Below are 17,866 nucleotides of genomic sequence, written 5' to 3' on the forward strand. Positions count from 1 at the left end.
TTCATGACCGGTTTCTTTTTTGTTATTTTTTCATCATCGCTTTGCGTGCTGCTTTTTCAAATAAAAATGGGAATAATTGATACAATTTACTGCCAGCATTCATCCATCCAGGCAGATTAATCTCTCTTTTTTTCGTCATCATGGCAGATACGACCTTCCCTGCCACCTTGTCTGCACTAAGTATCATGAAATCAACGTTCTTCACATATTCACCGCTTCGATCGGCGATCGTAAAGAAGTCTGTGGCAATCGGCCCTGGATTCACCGTTGTGACATGAATGCCGAGGTCTGCCAGCTCCATTCTGAGACTGTTTGAAAATCCAAGGACAGCATGCTTTGAAGCGGAATAAACGGCGGACTTCGGGGTCGCAATTTTTCCTGCCTGAGAGGCAATATTGATAATATGTCCATTTCCCCTCTGCTTCATCTCTGGAATGACCTTTTTCGTGCAGGCGATTAAACCAAACACGTTCACTTCAAACATCGACACCATTTCTTCAATAGACGTATCTTCAACGAGCTCAAATGCACCAAAACCGGCATTGTTAACCAAAATATCAACAGCACCCACTTCTTGATACGCGCGATCAATGTCTTCAAGTTGGCTGACATCCAGCTCCACGATACGACACACCCCGCCAGCGCTCGTAATTTTTTCTTTAACACCCGTTAGCTTTTCGATACGTCTTGCGGAAATAATGATTTCTGCGCCTTCTTCTGCTGCCAAGTGCGCCATTTTTTCACCAATGCCTCCTGATGCGCCTGTAATCCATATTCTCTTTCCTGTTAATCGCCCCATGCGTTTCACTCCTTAGTTTGCCCTATAATAGAGGATTCCGTCTTTTTGCACTTCTTCAAGTTGTCCAGCCTCTAAGAGGACATCCAGCTGCCCAACTGTCTCCGACATCGTTAAAAATAGAGCCTCTTCATAGAGCACTGGAAATAGCTTACGGCAGAGATGAAAGGCAGTCATTTCTTTTTGTTTGAGCAGCTGGTACATCGTATTTGCCCGTTTTTCCTGTTTCTTAAATCTTTCTTTAATCAATTCATGATGAGACGTGATGAGCTGACCGTGTCCTGGATAAATCGTCTTGATCGGCAAATGCAGTAATCGATTGAGTGATTCTTTATATTGAAGCAGTGATTTTTGACGCTCTTCCCCTTCATAGGGCGCTTCCATTAACGGATTTGAGGAAATGGTCGTCAAAAGCAAGTCTCCGCCGATGAATTGGCCCGTTTTATCATCTAAAAAGGAAAGGTGAGATTGTGCATGTCCCGGTGTTTCCATGACAAAGAAGTGCTCATGCCCGTTCAACCGGTCTCCTTCTTTGATAATTTCATCTAGATGTGCAGTACATGAATATGTATAAGATTGCTTCACGATTCTTTCACATTCATCTTGACGAAGCGGCACACCTAACTGCTGAAAAAAATGGTCCATAAAAGCAATTTGGCGCTGCTTAAACACTGGATCTTGGCTAATATACGGCTCATTTAACTCGTGTCCGATTACACGAACATGAGGTTTCATCAAATTTAAAAGACCGACATGATCAGCATGATGATGGGTCAACACGACTTGATCAATATCGTCTATCGATAAACGGTGCTCCTGTAATTGCGTGACAAAGGCACGTTCAGCCTCCTCTGTCATCGGTCCGCAGTCCACTAAGGTCACGGCCTCTCCTTTTAATACATATGCATGTACATCCCCAACAGCAAACGGTGTAGGGATGGATAATTGAATGATGTCTTCTTTCACTTTTATATGTCATCTCCTGCTTTTTGACTCATGGTTCATTACAACTCCGTCTTCTTTATTCATTGTATCTTGCAAAGGGCAGACTGTCATGCGGTTTAGACAGTCAATTTTTTTATCTGCCCCTATTGACACAAACTTGTCCATCGTTGCATAATGAACAACAAATATAAGATGCGCGGGTGACAAGGATTAGTAAGCAAAATAATGATGCAAGAGAGTGAGGTCCGCCGGCTGTAAGACCCCACCCTCCTCTTATTTGCTGAACCTGCCCTTTGAGCTGTTAGGCAAACCTAAACGTTTCCCGCGTTAAGGGACTGGAGCTGAGTATGCATATTTGCATGCTAATTGAGGGTGGTACCACGAAAAACCTTTCGTCCTTTTCAGGCGAGAGGTTTTTTATTTTCTACAAGGAGGAGCAGCTTATGAGTAAAATTGGATTTATTGGTGCAGGCTCGATGGCAGAGTCGATGATTAAAGGTTTATTAAAAAGCGGCATCATGTCAAATGAAGATATTATTGTCACAAACAAAACGAATGAAAAACGACTAGAAGAATTACAGAGGCGCTATGGGGTCAGAACGGATTTCTCGCGTTCTTTTATTTATGAAGAAGCAGATATTCTCGTATTTGCTTTAAAACCGAAAGATGCAGAAAGCGGAATATCTGATGTGCGACCTCATTTACATGGGCAGCTGATCATTTCAATTTTAGCAGGCATCTCCATTGAAACGATTCAACACTATGCGGGCGAGAAAACTGCAGTGGTTCGCGCGATGCCAAATACATCAGCAGCAATTCAGCAATCTGCAACAGGCATTGCCGTAAGTACTGAAGTGACAGAGGATCAAAAGAAAAAAACAATCGAGCTGTTTGAAACGATCGGTCATGTAACAGTATTAGATGAATCACAGCTGAATGCAGTCACAGCCATCGCAGGAAGCGGACCTGCCTTCATTTATCATTTGATTGAAGGAATGGAGCGAGGTGCCTCGGAGCTTGGGATGGATCAAGCAACAGCGAAATCACTCATCTGTCAGATGATTGCAGGCGCCGCCAACATGCTGCAAAGCAGCGGGAAAGAACCTGCCGAATTGCGCAAAGAAATCACAAGTGAAGGCGGAACGACAGAAGCTGGTCTGAACACACTTGCTGCCTATCAATTTGAGGAAGCCGTTGTCGATTGTGTGAAAACCGCAACAAAACGCGCAGCAGAATTAAACGAAATGTTTTCAGCAAGCACGTATAAATGATAGAGAAAAGCACCTGTTGATGACAGGTGCTTCAGCGTGTAGACAAACCCTCGCATTCGGTGTCAGTCCTGCGCGCTGGTGCTCACGAATGTCAAATTCGCTCCGCGCCAGTGCTCGTCCTTCCTAGACTTCAAAGGTTTTCTATCACGCTGAAAAGAAGACAAAGGACTAAAATAAAGATCATTTTAGCCCTTTGTCAACAATCTGTAGCACCTGTTGATGACAGGTGCTTTTTACATAATTCTACCGTTCACTCATTGACATGATGGCTTTGATTTGATCCAGATGATGTTGTTCATGTAAGGCGATGGTTTCAGCTAATATTTGCACTGACATCATCCCTTCTTCTGGATGAAGCCCCGATTGCTCCCATGTATCCTTTTTTAAGAGCTGAAGTGTGTTGTTTCTTCTCTCTTTCAACCGTTTGATCAGAGCTTTGATCTCCTGTTCGTTATACCTTTCATACCCTCTTTCCTTCACATATATTTCAGGATCATACGATTGAAAAGGGGTGTGGTCATTTGATATTGCCTGATCTATCCGCTCTGACCAGACTTCTTCTGTATCATACAGATGCCCTGCGATTTGCTTGATCGACCACTTGCCTTCTCCTAAAGATTGATCTAACGTGTGCTCATCACATGCCTCCACTAGCTCTTCTAATTCACGGATACTCTCCTGAAGAGATAAAGTAATATCTGTTTTTGATAATTTTCCAGTTTCCATTTCATTCCCACCATCCTCTTTACATAAATGTACATCTTATCTTTATCATACTCTATTTATCTAAGTCGACTTGATCGTTTATTTAACAATAAAAAGCCCTATCGGTCAGATAGAGCCCTTCATCATATACTTACTGTTTCTCTAACAAAGCATGAATCGTTGATTCTAGTAATTCTGGCAAAATGCCGAATGAGAACGGGATGTGCAGGCGCTCCGTCCATTTGTGTGGGTCCTTTCCTAATGGACCCACGTTGATGACTGGAACGTAAAGTGCTCCCTGTACTCCTTCCGGTAAGGAATAGCCTTTTTGGTAAAGTGGCATATTGGTCGTGTAATGACCTACGTTCTGTTTTTCGAGCTGTAAGTAACTTAAATCAGACAATCCCGGGAAGTATTTCACTTCTTCTACGTCAAGTCCATACCCCTTTTTTGCCTCCATTTGAATCTTCTTTAAGGTCGTTTGAATAAGCGGATCTTCCGTTGAGGAAACCGCTGGATAAAAGGGCGGACTATAAAATAGAATGATGAGTGGCCCTTCTTCCTTACAGAGCGTCGTCAGCTCAGAGACGATTTTGGTTGAAAAATCACGATCTCCAAGCTCACCTCGATTGGCGAACGCATAGTTCACAATGCGCTCAACCTCCTCTTTGCCTGAGCGTTCAGTAGCTTTTTGATACAGCTCATGATATGTGAGAACCGTAATCTTCATATCAATGGGTGTAAAAGGTTTAAATCGCTGAAATTCAGTTGTTTTCTCTTTAAGATTGGCTTCGATTTGCTCTGCTGCTCGTTTTGCAGTGCCATAAAGAAGCCCGTGCAGTTCTTCACTTGAACGATTCATCATGAGTACATTAAATAAAGAAACAGCTGTGTGTGGTGTTTGAACGGAATAGGCTTCTTTTAAATCCTTTTGCATCAAGTTGGTTGGAGGCGGTGTGACTTCCCCGTCTACTTCCTCACAATAATCACTATTCAGCTCTAACAATCTGTTTAATTCAGATACCATGAAATTCGCATTTAAGCCTGAGAAAGGCTCTCCTACATGCGTTTCGATTCCTTTGCAGAAAAACCCAGCAAGTACCTTCCCTATACTGCCTGTATACATATATAGGTGCTCATCACCTGGATACTTTTCAAACATGGGTTCACTGTTTAAACATGCGGTATAGTCAAGGTGATGCTTTTCTTTCAGCTCCTTTAGTTTCGGCACAGCTTCAAGCATTCCTTGAGAATTCACTTCTTCATCCGGGACTGTGACGAGCAGGACATTTCCATCAAATGTCTCTTTCATCGCTCGTTCCAGCATAGAAAGCTGCACAGTGAGACCTGCTTTCATATCCATCGCACCTCTTCCAAACAACCAGTTGCCTGAATCTAGGTCCTCTCTTGCCTTTTTTGGGAGAAGTGCACTTTTTTGAGAAAATGACGCCATTAACTCTTCAGGCTTGCATGCCATGTTTTGAAATTCGCCGTAATCTTCTGTATCGACGACATCAAAATGACTAAGCAGCAAAACGGTTCGAGACAGCGTGCTGCGCTTTACAAGCGCCGTTAAATAATACCGGCCATCTTTCATCGGATGCAAAGCCAAATGATCGGGGTTCCGCTGGAAATAAGGCCGCTCCCTCAGTAAGTAATATAAATATTCAGCTAATGCGACTTCTCCAGTTGTACCAGATATGCTTTCATACTGCATAAGAGCTACGAGAAGTTCCTTTAGTTCACTCTCTGTTTGCCATTTCATCCGTTCTCCCCCTTTGTTGTCTCTATCCCTCCATTATACAAAAACGTGTATAAAAGCTATATTCTTTGAGCACCTTTTATGACGAAAGTTTGAATGGCTGTTATAATCGGCTATACAATTCCATGAGGAGGCGAACGTATTTGGAATCAAAACTCTTTTCACCTTGGACATTAAAAGGTGTTACGCTAAAAAACCGCATCGTGATGTCCCCGATGTGTATGTATTCATCCTATGACCGTGATGGGAAGTTGCAGCCTTTCCACTTTACACATTATATTTCCCGTGCCCAAGGTCAGGCTGGCCTGATCATGGTGGAGGCAAGTGCCGTTTCTCCCGAGGGAAGAATTAGTGATCAGGATCTCGGTATTTGGAGTGATGAGCACATTGAAGGATTTGCTTCATTAAACGAACAAATCAAAGCATACGGAACCAAGACAGCCATCCAGCTGGCACATGCAGGGCGTAAGGCTGAACTCGATGGTGACATCCTTGCGCCATCAAGTATCCCATTTGATGAACAATCTAAAACTCCTGTCGAGATGTCTGTCAGTCAGATTAAAGCTACCGTTCAGGCGTTTCAAGATGCAGCTGTCCGGGCAAAAAAAGCCGGCTTTGACATCATTGAAATCCATGGGGCACATGGCTATTTGATCAATGAATTTCTTTCACCACTGGCGAATCATCGAACGGATGAATATGGCGGTTCACCAGAGAACCGTTATCGTTTCTTAAGAGAAGTCGTCGATGCAGTCAATGAAGTATGGGAAGGACCATTATTTGTCCGTGTATCTGCTTCTGATTACACGACAAAAGGACTTGATATTGCTGATTACATTGGCATTTCTACATGGCTGAAGGAACAGGGAGTAGACTTAATTGATGTCAGCTCAGGCGCTGTCGTACAAGCAAAAATCAACGTATTCCCTGGCTATCAAGTGACCTTCGCAGAAAAAATCAAAGAAGGTGCCGGTATTCAAACAGGTGCTGTTGGTCTGATCACATCTGGTGTACAGGCAGAAGAGATTTTACGAAATCAGCGAGCAGACTTAATTTTTATTGGTAGAGAATTCCTGCGGGATCCATACTTTCCAAAAACGGCTGCTCAAGACCTTCGTACAACGATCGAAGGCCCTCGTCAATATGATCGCGCTTGGTAAAAGCTCATAGAAAAAGGTGTCTATTTTTTGAAATAGGCATCTTTTTTGTTTTTAAGAGAAACATATCTGCCTTTTGTGCCGTCTTTTAGCTAAAGAACCACTTAGAGGAGATGGAAGAATGAACTCGGCAATGATTGAAAGAATGTATCATATAGATGGGCAACACTTTTATACACAACATCGTCAAGGCAAAAGGGAGGCCACCATTATCTTTGAAGCAGGCTATGGCATTTCGGGTGATACATGGTCGAATATTGCCCGTGATATTGATCCCGAACTTGGGGTTTTCTTATATGATCGACTAGGAAATGGGAAGAGCAGTCACAGTAGTGAGGGAAGAACATTGCATGACCTTGCAGATGATTTAGATGCGCTGCTAGAAAAAGCCAATATTCACCCGCCCTTTCTGATTGTGGCTCACTCATTCGGCTCTCTTGTCAGCAGGTTATGGGCAAGCCGCAGAGGGGATGACGTCATTGGCATGGTGCTGTTAGACCCAGCAAGCGAGGAGCAAGAACAGGTCATCCTCCCGCTTTTATCAAAGGAAGAACGCACCTCATATATGGCACAATTCACAGCAGAATGTACGCATGAGGACTTTCAGCAAATGCTAAACACAATCAAGGAAGAGCAAACTCACTATGGGATGATGCCGCTCCTTGTCATTTCATCAGGTAAGAGTCGATTGTTTCATCCAGCGCATGAAGCTTGGCTCAGACTTCATAAACGGATGCTGTCTCTCTCATCCCAAAGCGGATGGATTCAGGCGCAGAACAGCTCGCACTATATTCATCATGATGAACCGCATATTGTACAGCTTGCAATCTATGATGTATGGTGCGCAGCCAAACAACCTGTTTCCTATTATCAAACTGCTAATTAAAAACAAAAACTCCTTGACCAGTTATGCGTCAAGGAGTTTCTTTTGTTTATGCCGTTGGAGCCGACTGACTTTTTTTAGCAAGCAGCTTCTCAATGCTGACAAGCTGAACACATAATGTAAAGATGTCAATTGCTTGCTCCAGTTCTTCAAGTGTTGGGAACGTTGGGGCAATGCGGATGTTACGATCAAGCGGGTCTTTTCCATAAGGATATGTCGCACCTGCACCTGTCATGGTAACACCTGCTTCTTTTGCCTTTTGCACAACAGCTTTTGCACAATGATCGAGTGTATTTAAACTAATGAAATATCCGCCATTTGGCTTGTGCCATTCAGCAATGCCTTTCCCGCCAAGTGTTTCGTCAAGTATAGAAAGAACGAGGTCAAATTTCGGCTTAATGATGGCTGCATGCTTTTTCATATGTTCCTTCAAGCCTTCTGCATTCTGGAAGAAACGAAGGTGTCTTATTTGATTGATTTTGTCTGGACCAATCGTTTGCACTGATAATTGTTTTTGAATAAAGCTCACATTGTCCGGGCTAGAAGCCATCAGTGCAATTCCTGAGCCTGGGAAGGTAATTTTAGAAGTAGACGCAAACATAAACACACGATTTGGGTGTCCTGCTTCTTGGACTGCTTGAAAAATATCTTTTAACGTATCAGGCGTATCAGTTAAATGATGGACTGCGTATGCATCATCCCAGAAAATACGGAAGTCGTCTGCTTTTGTTTTCATTGAAGCGAGACGGTCAACAACCTCATCTGAATACGTAATGCCATCTGGGTTGCTATATTTTGGCACACACCAAATGCCTTTAATCGCTTCATCTTCTGCGACCAATCTTTCGACCTGATCCATATCAGGTCCATCAGCTTTCATATCAACCGTGATCATTTCTATGTTAAATAGCTCACAAATAGCAAAATGACGGTCATACCCTGGGCTTGGTGCAAGGAATTTCACCTTTGGCAGCTCTCCCCAAGGTGTTTTGCTGTCATATACGCCGTGAGTCATGGCACGGGCAATGGTGTCATGCATCATGTTGAGGCTGGAATTACCGCCGATGATGATTTGTTCCGGCTTCAGATTGAGCACATCTGCAAAAAACGTCTTCGTTTCAGGAAGCCCTGTCAAGCCGCCATAGTTTCGCACATCTGTGCCATCCCCTGCTGTCATCACATCCTTTGATGTCACAACATCGAGCATGCCCATAGACAAATCGAGCTGTTTTGGTGAAGGTTTTCCTCTAGACATGTCTAAGTGTAAGTTTTTACTTTTATAATTTTCATACTCATTTTGTAGTGCTGCATATAGGTCATTTAATTCTGCTTCACTTAACGCTGTAAAACCGCTCATCTTTGATTGTGCCTCCCGTATTCTTCATAGTTTTATTCGACATTTGTTTTTTCTTCACCATTTTACCACTACCTGAAAAAGAGAGTCATCATAAATATCAAAAAAATCACACAACTTTTTTTGACGATTCATCCAATTTTTACAGGGTACGTTCAATGGAAAAAGAAGAGAAATCATGTGCAGCTTCTGTCAGCGGGAAGATATCGCGGGCTTCTTTCAACAATTGTTTCAATGCCTCTTCTCCTTGATACCGTGCACTAATATGGGTCAAAATTAATCTTTTTGCCCCTGCTTCCTGCGCTGTTTTCGCTGCTTGTTCTGTCGTGCTGTGATAATAATTGTAGGCTAGATCTGCATCTTCTTTACCGAATGTTGCTTCATGGACTAACACATCCGCATTCTTGGCAAGCCTTGTTATATTCTCGCATAAACGAGTATCTCCTGAAAATGCAACGATCCTCCCTTTTTTAGGGGGTTCCAAATAATCGGTTCCAGCAATGATTCTTCCATCTTCGAGTGTCACGGTTTCCCCATTTTTCAACTTCTGATACAAAGGTCCAGGTTTTACACCGATTTCTTTTAGGTCCGTAGCTTTTAAGGCACCCGGTACATCTTTTTCCACGACCCGATAACCGTAAGCTGGAATACCGTGAGATACTCGTCTGGCTTCTACTTGAAAGGTATCATCCTCAAACACGATCCCTTCATCTATCTCTATGATATGCAGCGGATACGTCAAATGCGTTTGTGTAGCTGAAAGTGATGCGTTCACAAACGCTTTGATGCCCTTAGGCCCATAGATGGTCAGTTCATCCTCTCCGCCTTGAAAGGATCTGCTCCCAAGCAGTCCTGGGAGACCGTATACATGATCACCGTGCATATGAGTAATAAATATTTTCTCGATCTTTCTCGGTTTAATCGTTGTATGTAATATTTGATGCTGCGTCGCTTCTCCACAATCAAAAAGCCACACTGCTTTTCTTTCTTCTAAAAGCTTTAGCGCTGTGCAGGTGACGTTTCTATTTTTTGCAGGAATGCCTGCACCTGTTCCTAAAAAGAGCAGTTCCATTACTTTTCCTCCTAAAGCCGGTATACAATATCTTCATTCATATAGAATACATGAAGACAAGGTAAATGTGAATTCAGCGGAATTTATGAAAAAAGTCAAACGAGAGCAGAAAACTCGAATCAAATGTTTGCTTTACGAACAATGAACCTTTAAAATAAAGAAAATGTACATACATTCTCGGTTTTTACAACAATGCTACGAATAAAGTGAGGTACTTTTCGTGAATACAGAAACTAACAATCCAAAAGCAGTCATTGTCATTTTTGGCGCAACAGGAGACCTTGCCAAACGCAAGCTCTACCCTTCTATACATAGACTTTATCATAGCGGGAAGCTTGGTGATCAATTCGCCGTCGTCGGTGTTGGACGCCGTCCGTGGTCTCATGAGGATCTGAGAGCTGTGGTGAAAGAATCTGTTTCTTCGGATGATGAAGCAGAAGCGAAAATAGAAGAATTCAGTTCACATTTCTATTATCACGACTTTGACGTATCTAGCCCTGCTTCCTATCAATCGCTGAACACGCTTCTAGCAGGCCTTGAAGATACGTACAGTATCCCAAATAACCGGATGTTCTATTTAGCGATGGCACCGGAATTCTTCGGAACAATTGCCAAGTTCCTAAAAAGTGAAGGCGTATCAAAAACAACTGGGTGGTCACGACTCGTCATTGAAAAACCTTTTGGCCATGACCTACCAAGTGCCAAAACGTTAAATGAAGAAATTCGTGATGCATTCAGTGAAGATCAAATTTATCGTATTGACCACTATCTCGGTAAACAAATGGTTCAAAACATTGAGGTCATCCGATTTGCGAATGCCATCTTTGAACCACTTTGGACAAACCGATATATCTCAAACATTCAAATTACTTCTAGTGAATCATTAGGGGTTGAAGACCGGGCCCGCTATTACGAAAGTTCTGGTGCTCTACGAGATATGGTTCAAAACCATATGCTTCAAATGGTTGCACTTTTAGCCATGGAGCCTCCAATTAAATTAAATACAGAAGAAATCCGCAGCGAAAAACGGAAGGCATTGCGCGCTCTTCGTCCTTTCTCTAAGGATGAGGTCGACCAATTCTTTGTCCGCGGCCAGTATGATGCTGGTACAGTGGATGGCAACCTCGTTCCTTCCTATCTTGAAGAGCAAAATGTAGACCCGAGCTCAAACACGGAAACATTCGTTGCAGGGAAGCTGCTCATTGATAACTTCAGATGGGCTGGGGTGCCATTTTACATTCGTACCGGAAAACGATTAGAAAAGAAATCTACTCAAATCGTTGTTCAATTTAAAGACATTCCAATGAACTTGTACTATGGAAACGGAAATTCCATGCATCCAAACTTACTCGTCATTCACATTCAGCCAGATGAAGGCATCACCCTTCACCTGAACGCTCGCAAGCTTGATGGCGGCACGTATGCAAAACCAATTAAGCTCGACTATCAAACAAACTACAACGACATCATGAATACACCAGAAGCTTATGAAAAACTGATTCATGACTGCTTGCTAGGCGATGCGACAAACTTTGCTCACTGGGATGAAGTGGCGCTTTCTTGGAACTTTGTTGATCCGATTTCTGAGAAATGGGCAGAAAACAAAACATTAAAACCAAACTATCCTGCTGGTTCTATGGGACCGAAAGAAGCGGATCAGCTTCTAGAAAAAGACGGGTACCATTGGTGGAATATATAAAATGAAAAAAGAGCAGTCTCCCTTGGGGGTTCTGCTCTTTTTTTAACGTCCTGTTTTCGTAATTTCAACCGTTGAGAAGTCAAACTTATCATAGCGATGATGACTGAATGAGTATTCAAACGGCCGCCCTGTGTTTAAATAAGCCACCTGCTCGACTTCAAGCACAGGATCTGTTGGGTCACAGCCTAAATACTGCTGATCGAGATGATCTGATTTAGCCGCTCTAATTTTCTTATGCGCTCCTGCTACTTTTAAATTTAGTTCTTTTGATATGTAGCCATAGATTGATCCCAATAGTACCTCTTCATCTATCCCCTTAATCACATTGACAGGCATAAACGTTTTTTCTAATACATATGGCTCCTCGTCCACAAGACGGAGCCGGATAATGTCATAAACGGGTGTGGTAGAGTCAATGGATAGGTGGGCTGCCACCTCTTCGCTTGGAAAATGGACATCAAAGTGAATGATTTGGGTCGTGACGTTTTTATCCGCCATGACTTTTGTAAACCCTTTATTCTCATGGCCTGACACATTAATTGCCCCTTGGTTGAGCGCTGCCTTCACAATAAATGTACCGTGGCCCCTTTTTCTAAAAAGCAGACCTTCTGCAACGAGAAGATCAAGCGCACGCTTCATCGTCATTCGGCTGCATTGAAATTCAGCGGCAAGCGAGTTCTCATCTGGAATGGGTTGATCTTCTGGATAATATGCTGTTCCTATTCGTTTTCTGATTTCTTCTGAAATGAGTTCGTACTTTTTCATCTCACACCACCAACTGACTTGTTTTTTCATCGCTTCCTCTCATTCTACACTAAGGCTAGTGAGCTTAAAAGGTACGCGCCATTTTTGTTTCATTCACTTCCCGTTACATAAGAAAGATACTTGCCCTTTTCAAGGAAAGAGCAAGTATCTTGATTAAAAACCGTTATTCTCTGAAACCGATTGAAACCAATATCCGCTTTTCTTAATGGTGCGTTTTCCGTCTTCTTGAAGATCAACCGAGACAAATCCATACCGGTTCTTATAGGCATTTGACCATGACCAGTTATCCATAAACGTCCACAGATGATAGCCTTTCACATTGCTTCCTTCTTGAATGGCTTGATGCACCCATTTGAGATGCTCGGAAATAAAATCAATGCGGTAATCGTCATGAATCATGCCTTCTTCATCCTTAAACCGCTCTTCTCCTTCCACTCCCATTCCATTTTCAGAAATAAAGCATTCAATATTATCATAGTCTGTTTGGACTTTTTTCAATATATCATAAATGCCTTTCTCATAGATTTCCCAGCCTCGATACACATTCATTTTTCTTCCGGGCATGTCAAACGAATCAAAATAATGATTTGGCATAAATGGTGCATTTGGATGCGGAATATGCTCTTTCGCTTTCACTCTTCTTGGCTGATAATAGTTGATGCCAAGAAGGTCAACAGTATTCTCTTGAATGAGCTCAAGGTCTCCTTCTTCGATATTCGGCATATAGCCTTCTTTCTTTAGGACCTCCACTAGTTTTTCCGGGAAATGCCCTTTCACCGCAGGATCTAAGAAAGAACGGTTAAAGAAAGCATCCGCCATCTCTGCTGCTTCTAAATCGCGTGGATTTTGGCTTCGCGGATACGAAGGGGTTAAGTTTAGGATGATGCCAATCTTTCCGCCTTGCTGCAACTTTTTATAAGCTGCAATCGCCTTAGCATTCGATAAAAGCTCATGAAAACCGACCTGTACAGCCTTTTGGAAATCGACTTCGTTTGGATAATGAAAGCTATACATATATCCACCTTCTACAGGAACAATCGGTTCATTATGGGTAAACCATTTTTTCACCCGGTCGCCAAATAATTGGAAGCACAATGTCGCATAGCTGACATAATCGTCCACCACCTGTCTATTCACCCAGCCGCCTTTTTCCTGCAGCGCCATAGGCATATCAAAATGGTACAGGTTCACAAACGGCTCGATATCATGTGCAATCAGTTCATCAATGACATTATTGTAGAAAGTCACTGCCTCTTCATTAACCGCACCTGTCCCTTCTGGTAAAAGACGTGACCATGAAATAGACAACCTGAATGAATTGTGCCCAATTTCTTTCATGAGACGGATATCCTCTTTATATTTTCGGTAAAATTGGGATGTGACATTCGGTCCTACACCATCAAAAAAACGTGTCGGCTCTTGCTCAAACCAATGATCCCAAATATTTGGTCCCTTTCCGTCTCCAGGGACGCTGCCTTCTGTTTGCGTGGCTGAGGCAGAAGATCCCCACCAGAAACCTTCCGGAAATGTATATGATTGTTTGTTAGTTTCCATCGACATGTATTGAGTCTCCTTCGCCCTTGATGTTTGTTTTCTTCGTTTTTTCCGTTGTCGTTATTTGTTCATTTTTCACATTCATACGGTCAATAAATTTTAGGAACGGGAACCAAATGACAAACACAATCATTAGATTAAATAATTGAAGCAGACCGCCCGCTAGTGAATTAGTTGCCATTATTCCACTAATAAAAATCGGTACCGTCCATGGAATATTTACCCCTGTCGGCGGCGGTACAATGCCTGCTGCCATCGCAAAATAAGAAATACATGTAATGACCATTGGCGCCAATATCCACGGAATGAGAATAAGTGGGTTCATGACAATCGGTAAACCGAAAATAATCGGTTCATTGACGTTAAATAATCCTGGTCCCAAGCCGAGCTTTGCTACTTGTTTCAATTGCTTACTTTTTAAGAAAATTAAAATCGTAAACACAACAGCCAGCGTCATACCGGTTCCGCCCATGCCAACCGTATAGATTTCGATAAACTGCTTGCTGATGATATTCGGAACCTCACCTGTTTTTGTATAGCTCTCTAGGTTTTGAAGGGACAAGGTATTCCAAATCGGGTCCATGACAGAGTTGATAATAATTTGGCCATGGAGCCCAAAAAACCATAGAATTTGTATAAAGAAAATAGCGATCAAGGTCGGAATGATACCGCTTCCAAGACCAACAAGAGGCGCCTGAATCGCATTGTAAATCAGGTCATGCATGTTTGTATTGAAGCCTTGTGTAATGATGATATTGATGAGTAAAAAGGTTGTGAGTGTCAAAGTAGCCGGGATGAGTGCAGCAAAAGACTTTGAAACAGCTGGCGGAACCCCCTGCGGCATATTGATGACAAATTTCTTTTGGACAAAATAGCGATAAATTTCAGCAGACAAAAAGCCTGTGATCATTCCAAGGAACATTCCCTTCGCGCCTAAACGATCGACTGGAATCACGCCTGCAATGGATGCACCGCCCTCTTGTTCTAGTAAAAATGGCGTGAGAAGCAGGAAAGAGGCTAAAGCAATGATTCCGCCAAACACCGCTTCCACATCATAGCTTTTCGATAAATAGTAGCCAATCCCAAATACAACAAACACACTCATAATGCTGATCGTCGCACTCGGTGCGATATTCAGTGCAGACTGAACGCCTTCCAGTGCTGTTTGACTCATGATCTTATCTAAAAATGGCAAATTCATAAGCACAACCATAATGGAACCAAAGATGGTAAGCGGGAACGCAAGCATAAAAGCATCCCGTAATACGCCTAGATAGCGGTTGTTGTTCAATCTCCCAGCAATCGGAACCAAAATGGCACTTATTTTATCAAACATTGGTTTCCCCCCTTGTTTACACCCTTTATTGTTTAATTGATTGGAAAATCGGCAAGAGCTCTCCCACAAGCTCCTTGATGGTGATAGTCGACATTAAATGATCTTCGGCGTGCATGAGCAACAAGGAGAAGGCTGTTTTTTCCCCGCCTGCCTCTTGCTGCACGAGTTGAAAATGGATGTTATGTGCATGACGTAAATCTTCTTCTGCTTCTGTCATGAGACCATATGCATCTTCTTCTTGGCCTTGTCGAAATTGTTTAAGAGATTGAAGCAATTTGCTGCGTGCATTTCCACTGTGCAAGATTAATTGAAAACTAACTTGTTCCTCCGTGAGCCCTTTGAGTGTTTTCTTTTCCATTCTTTACGACTCCTCCATTAATGAAACAGCTTGTTCATATGCTTTTTGTCCATCGGCAAGCCCATACGCCTGCATATCAATGACCTCTACTGCAATCCCATATTTTTTTGCTTCTTTTTGAAGATCCCCTTTTAAAAAACTCATTTGCGGTCCAATTAACACGACATCTGCATTCGCCATTTCTTTTCTCGCTTGATCTTGCCCAACTGCCCAAATTTCTGCCTCGTCCCCTATTGAGTCGGCATGAGCTTTCATCTTTGTAACTAGTAAACTCGTGGACATTCCTGAACTGCATGCTAATAAAATACGTTTCATTTCTCTCACCCCATTGTTGTAATAAAAGCGCTTCCATTTAATATTATATATTTTTATTTTTAAATGTCTAGACATTTAAATTTATTTGTCTGTATTTTATATAAAAAAAGAGCGTATGTGTGTGTACGCTCTTTTTCATTCTTCTTATCCTTTTCCTGCCTGAAATCCAGGATACTTTGTCATGCCGCCGTCCACATAGAGCGTCAAGCCTGTGACATAGCTTGCCTCTTTTGACGCCAGCCAGACAGCGCATGCTGCCACTTCTTCTGGCTTTCCAATATAGCCGATAGGGATCAGTTCAATCACACCTTTTTTCAGCTCTGGATCATCAAATTTCTCTGCATTGATCGGGGTATCAATGGCGCCTGGTGCAATGCTGTTTACGCGAATTTTCTTTGGAGCATATTCTAATGCAAGCGTTTCTGTCAGCAGCTTGGCGCCTCCTTTACTTGCGGCATAATGCACGAAATGAGGCCAAGGGATTTGCTGGTGAACCGATGACATGTTGATGATCGAGCCTTCTATCCCATGATCTGTCATATACTTCAGTGCATCACGGCAGCCGAGAAACATACCTGTTAAATTGGTCGACATGACTTTGTTCCAATTATCCAATGTCATTTCTGTGGAAGGCACTTCATTTTCAATGCCGGCGTTATTGATCATGATATCAAGACTGCCATACGTTTGAACGGCTTTATCAATCATTGCCCGCATATCTTCTTCTTTTGATACATCACCCTTGATTTTCACAGCCTGTCCGCCATTTTTTTGAATATCCGTAATGGTGTCATCCGGATTTTCTTTATCTGAGAAATAATTGATCACCACGTTGGCTTTTTCTTGTCCAAACCGGCGAGCCATCGCTTGACCTATTCCTGTGCCGGCTCCTGTAATCAGGACTGTTTTTCCTTCTAAATCTGAATACATTCGTCTTAACCTCCTATTTTGTAAAGCCTAGCAGCACGCCGCCGGCAATGATCATGAAACAGCCAGCGATGACAAAGCTTGTTCTTGATGCTTTCTCTTTTAATAAATAAATGCCGCCTAATGTTGAGATGACAATCCCTGTTTGTGACATCGAAAAGCTTACAGCTACGCCAATCAGCGGAATGGCCAAAAGAAGTCCGAGATTGCCTGTCGACCAAACAAGGCCGGCAATGATGTTTCTAAACGTATATTTACTAAACGGGTGCTGCTTTAGACTAATCGCCAAGGATGACAGCAGCATGCCGACCGATTGCGGAACGAGAGCAGACCAGCCATCAATATCAAACCACCTTAAAATGACGACATATCCGACGTAGCCAAACGTTGAGATGAGCAGAATGATGATTCCTTTTTTGAAATTGCCTCCACCGTTTTCGCCGCCATTCTTTTTTTGACCGAGCGATGTCATCACAACACCTGCAATAATCAATAAAATAGCGCAAGAACCAATGACTATGACCGTCATCGTCTGCCATTCTTTAAAGACCATGACGCCAAATAAAGTAGTGCTCACAAGCTGCATGCCCGTTGACAAAGGAACCGCCTTCGATACTCCGAGAAACGCAACACTTGAAAGCTGATTCATTTGTCCAATGCTCCAAAAGATGCCTGAAATGACGGAAACCGCAAAAATAAGCGGTGTCAGCTCTGGCATTTTGATGAAGTAGGCTGCAACTGAAAACAAAAAGGCGCCGAGCGTAATACCAAGGGTTTGCTGGTATGCATTCCCACCGAGTTTGACACTAATCAGAACAATACTTCCCCAAAATATCGCTGGGAGAAGTGCATATAAAATGCCCACTTCGATCCCTACTTTCTTTTCTTTTTTACATAGCATCCCTCTTTTTCGCATTTTTAGCCGAAAATATTCAACACAAAAAAACCTTACCAATTGGTAAGGTTT

17 protein-coding genes are annotated in these 17,866 nt (G+C 42.6%); 4 read left to right on the plus strand and 13 right to left on the minus strand.

Features of this window, described 5'->3' with window-relative positions:
• Window positions 1-22: 22 nt before the first annotated feature.
• Together C5695_RS11875 and C5695_RS11880 are read right to left on the minus strand one after the other, a co-directional pair.
• Entirely contained in the window at window positions 23-799 is a 777-nt protein-coding gene (locus C5695_RS11875; protein WP_117730905.1) for an SDR family NAD(P)-dependent oxidoreductase, read from the minus strand.
• Between the two features lie 12 nt (window positions 800-811).
• A complete protein-coding gene (locus C5695_RS11880; RefSeq protein WP_117730906.1) occupies window positions 812-1,762 on the minus strand; it encodes an MBL fold metallo-hydrolase in 951 nt (316 codons plus the stop codon).
• A gap of 422 nt (window positions 1,763-2,184) precedes the next feature.
• Between C5695_RS11880 and proC the strand changes: the two genes are divergently transcribed.
• Window positions 2,185-3,012 (plus strand): pyrroline-5-carboxylate reductase, encoded by an 828-nt coding sequence (gene proC, locus C5695_RS11885; RefSeq protein ID WP_117730907.1) that lies wholly within the window; start codon window positions 2,185-2,187, stop codon window positions 3,010-3,012.
• Between the two features lie 243 nt (window positions 3,013-3,255).
• On the opposite strand, the gene C5695_RS11895 is transcribed toward proC, so the two are convergent.
• Both C5695_RS11895 and C5695_RS11900 read right to left on the minus strand, forming a co-directional pair.
• Window positions 3,256-3,738, minus strand: a complete 483-nt coding sequence (locus C5695_RS11895) for a DinB family protein (protein WP_117730909.1) — start codon at window positions 3,736-3,738, stop codon at window positions 3,256-3,258.
• Between the two features lie 130 nt (window positions 3,739-3,868).
• A complete protein-coding gene (locus C5695_RS11900) occupies window positions 3,869-5,482 on the minus strand; it encodes a M20/M25/M40 family metallo-hydrolase (protein WP_117730910.1) in 1,614 nt (537 codons plus the stop codon).
• A 140-nt stretch (window positions 5,483-5,622) separates the two neighbouring features.
• Between C5695_RS11900 and namA the strand changes: the two genes are divergently transcribed.
• Together namA and C5695_RS11910 are read left to right on the plus strand one after the other, a co-directional pair.
• Complete coding sequence (gene namA, locus C5695_RS11905) at window positions 5,623-6,639, plus strand: NADPH dehydrogenase NamA (RefSeq protein ID WP_117730911.1); 1,017 nt, start codon at window positions 5,623-5,625, stop codon at window positions 6,637-6,639.
• Between the two features lie 118 nt (window positions 6,640-6,757).
• Window positions 6,758-7,522, plus strand: a complete 765-nt coding sequence (locus tag C5695_RS11910; protein WP_117730912.1) for an alpha/beta fold hydrolase — start codon at window positions 6,758-6,760, stop codon at window positions 7,520-7,522.
• Window positions 7,523-7,568: 46 nt separating this feature from the next.
• On the opposite strand, the gene C5695_RS11915 is transcribed toward C5695_RS11910, so the two are convergent.
• Together C5695_RS11915 and rnz are read right to left on the minus strand one after the other, a co-directional pair.
• Window positions 7,569-8,876, minus strand: coding sequence for an aspartate aminotransferase type Ic (locus C5695_RS11915; protein ID WP_117730913.1), 1,308 nt, complete (start codon window positions 8,874-8,876; stop codon window positions 7,569-7,571).
• Window positions 8,877-9,015: 139 nt separating this feature from the next.
• Complete coding sequence (rnz, locus tag C5695_RS11920; RefSeq protein WP_117730914.1) at window positions 9,016-9,945, minus strand: ribonuclease Z; 930 nt, start codon at window positions 9,943-9,945, stop codon at window positions 9,016-9,018.
• Between the two features lie 220 nt (window positions 9,946-10,165).
• Here rnz and zwf point away from each other — a divergent pair, with 220 nt between their 5' ends.
• Window positions 10,166-11,644, plus strand: coding sequence for a glucose-6-phosphate dehydrogenase (gene zwf / locus C5695_RS11925; protein WP_117730915.1), 1,479 nt, complete (start codon window positions 10,166-10,168; stop codon window positions 11,642-11,644).
• 42 nt (window positions 11,645-11,686) lie between these two features.
• Here zwf and C5695_RS11930 read toward each other — a convergent pair whose 3' ends face one another.
• From C5695_RS11930 to C5695_RS11960, 7 genes are all read right to left on the minus strand, one after another.
• Entirely contained in the window at window positions 11,687-12,409 is a 723-nt protein-coding gene (locus C5695_RS11930) for a GntR family transcriptional regulator (protein ID WP_117730916.1), read from the minus strand.
• A 153-nt stretch (window positions 12,410-12,562) separates the two neighbouring features.
• A complete protein-coding gene (locus C5695_RS11935) occupies window positions 12,563-13,969 on the minus strand; it encodes a glycoside hydrolase family 1 protein (RefSeq protein WP_117730917.1) in 1,407 nt (468 codons plus the stop codon).
• Window positions 13,953-15,299: a PTS cellobiose transporter subunit IIC gene (gene celB, locus C5695_RS11940; protein WP_117730918.1), complete on the minus strand. Its 1,347-nt coding sequence runs from the start codon at window positions 15,297-15,299 to the stop codon at window positions 13,953-13,955. The genes C5695_RS11935 and celB overlap by 17 nt, the downstream gene beginning before the upstream one ends.
• A gap of 25 nt (window positions 15,300-15,324) precedes the next feature.
• Window positions 15,325-15,657 (minus strand): PTS sugar transporter subunit IIA, encoded by a 333-nt coding sequence (locus C5695_RS11945; RefSeq protein ID WP_117730919.1) that lies wholly within the window; start codon window positions 15,655-15,657, stop codon window positions 15,325-15,327.
• Window positions 15,658-15,660: 3 nt separating this feature from the next.
• Window positions 15,661-15,972, minus strand: a complete 312-nt coding sequence (locus C5695_RS11950) for a PTS sugar transporter subunit IIB (protein ID WP_117730920.1) — start codon at window positions 15,970-15,972, stop codon at window positions 15,661-15,663.
• A 144-nt stretch (window positions 15,973-16,116) separates the two neighbouring features.
• Window positions 16,117-16,902, minus strand: coding sequence for a glucose 1-dehydrogenase (locus tag C5695_RS11955; protein ID WP_117730921.1), 786 nt, complete (start codon window positions 16,900-16,902; stop codon window positions 16,117-16,119).
• A gap of 13 nt (window positions 16,903-16,915) precedes the next feature.
• Window positions 16,916-17,764: a GRP family sugar transporter gene (locus C5695_RS11960; RefSeq protein WP_187441840.1), complete on the minus strand. Its 849-nt coding sequence runs from the start codon at window positions 17,762-17,764 to the stop codon at window positions 16,916-16,918.
• Window positions 17,765-17,866 lie beyond the last annotated feature (102 nt).

Origin of the sequence: Bacillus pumilus (assembly GCF_003431975.1) — a bacterium.
In the GTDB taxonomy this organism is placed as follows: domain Bacteria; phylum Bacillota; class Bacilli; order Bacillales; family Bacillaceae; genus Bacillus; species Bacillus pumilus_N.

Bases quoted from the DNA above. Each gene is read 5' to 3' on its own strand.
- C5695_RS11875 (WP_117730905.1), bottom strand. From the start codon at position 799: ATGGGGCGATTAACAGGAAAGAGAATATGGATTACAGGCGCATCAGGA.
- proC (WP_117730907.1), top strand. From the start codon at position 2,185: ATGAGTAAAATTGGATTTATTGGTGCAGGCTCGATGGCAGAGTCGATG.
- C5695_RS11895 (WP_117730909.1), bottom strand. From the start codon at position 3,738: ATGGAAACTGGAAAATTATCAAAAACAGATATTACTTTATCTCTTCAG.
- C5695_RS11900 (WP_117730910.1), bottom strand. From the start codon at position 5,482: ATGAAATGGCAAACAGAGAGTGAACTAAAGGAACTTCTCGTAGCTCTT.
- C5695_RS11910 (WP_117730912.1), top strand. From the start codon at position 6,758: ATGAACTCGGCAATGATTGAAAGAATGTATCATATAGATGGGCAACAC.
- C5695_RS11915 (WP_117730913.1), bottom strand. From the start codon at position 8,876: ATGAGCGGTTTTACAGCGTTAAGTGAAGCAGAATTAAATGACCTATAT.
- rnz (WP_117730914.1), bottom strand. From the start codon at position 9,945: ATGGAACTGCTCTTTTTAGGAACAGGTGCAGGCATTCCTGCAAAAAAT.
- C5695_RS11930 (WP_117730916.1), bottom strand. From the start codon at position 12,409: ATGAAAAAGTACGAACTCATTTCAGAAGAAATCAGAAAACGAATAGGA.
- C5695_RS11935 (WP_117730917.1), bottom strand. From the start codon at position 13,969: ATGTCGATGGAAACTAACAAACAATCATATACATTTCCGGAAGGTTTC.
- celB (WP_117730918.1), bottom strand. From the start codon at position 15,299: ATGTTTGATAAAATAAGTGCCATTTTGGTTCCGATTGCTGGGAGATTG.
- C5695_RS11945 (WP_117730919.1), bottom strand. From the start codon at position 15,657: ATGGAAAAGAAAACACTCAAAGGGCTCACGGAGGAACAAGTTAGTTTT.
- C5695_RS11950 (WP_117730920.1), bottom strand. From the start codon at position 15,972: ATGAAACGTATTTTATTAGCATGCAGTTCAGGAATGTCCACGAGTTTA.
- C5695_RS11955 (WP_117730921.1), bottom strand. From the start codon at position 16,902: ATGTATTCAGATTTAGAAGGAAAAACAGTCCTGATTACAGGAGCCGGC.